Source organism: Mycolicibacterium hodleri (genome assembly GCF_025822245.1).
Lineage (GTDB): Bacteria > Actinomycetota > Actinomycetes > Mycobacteriales > Mycobacteriaceae > Mycobacterium > Mycobacterium hodleri.
The window spans coordinates 1-731 of the sequence record NZ_JACKTL010000031.1 but is presented as its reverse complement, the minus strand read 5'-3'; the positions used below and the strand labels follow the sequence as shown (position 1 = coordinate 731).

Here is a 731-nt window from a genome sequence, read left to right as displayed (position 1 = left end):
TAGGGAAGGTGCGAATAAGCGGGGAAATTCTTCTCGGCTGACTCAGTCATTTCATTTCTTCATGTTTGAGCCGATTTTTTCTCCCGTAAATGCCTTGAATCAGCCTATTTAGACCGTTTCTTCGCCATTTAAGGCGTTATCCCCAGTTTTTAGTGAGATCTCTCCCACTGACGTATCATTTGGTCCGCCCGAAACAGGTTGGCCAGCGTGAATAACATCGCCAGTTGGTTATCGTTTTTCAGCAACCCCTTGTATCTGGCTTTCACGAAGCCGAACTGTCGCTTGATGATGCGAAATGGGTGCTCCACCCTGGCCCGGATGCTGGCTTTCATGTATTCGATGTTGATGGCCGTTTTGTTCTTGCGTGGATGCTGTTTCAAGGTTCTTACCTTGCCGGGGCGCTCGGCGATCAGCCAGTCCACATCCACCTCGGCCAGCTCCTCGCGCTGTGGCGCCCCTTGGTAGCCGGCATCGGCTGAGACAAATTGCTCCTCTCCATGCAGCAGATTACCCAGCTGATTGAGGTCATGCTCGTTGGCCGCGGTGGTGACCAGGCTGTGGGTCAGGCCACTCTTGGCATCGACACCAATGTGGGCCTTCATGCCAAAGTGCCACTGATTGCCTTTCTTGGTCTGATGCATCTCCGGATCGCGTTGCTGCTCTTTGTTCTTGGTCGAGCTGGGTGCCTCAATGATGGTGGCATCGACCAAGGTGCCTTGAGTCATCATGAC

At 53.1% G+C, this 731-nt stretch carries 1 pseudogene; it reads right to left on the bottom strand.

Annotation, left to right across the window (positions count from 1 at the left end):
- Positions 1-149: 149 nt before the first annotated feature.
- A pseudogene (locus H7J06_RS12450) lies at positions 150-731 on the bottom strand (IS5-like element IS5 family transposase); the annotation flags it as partial.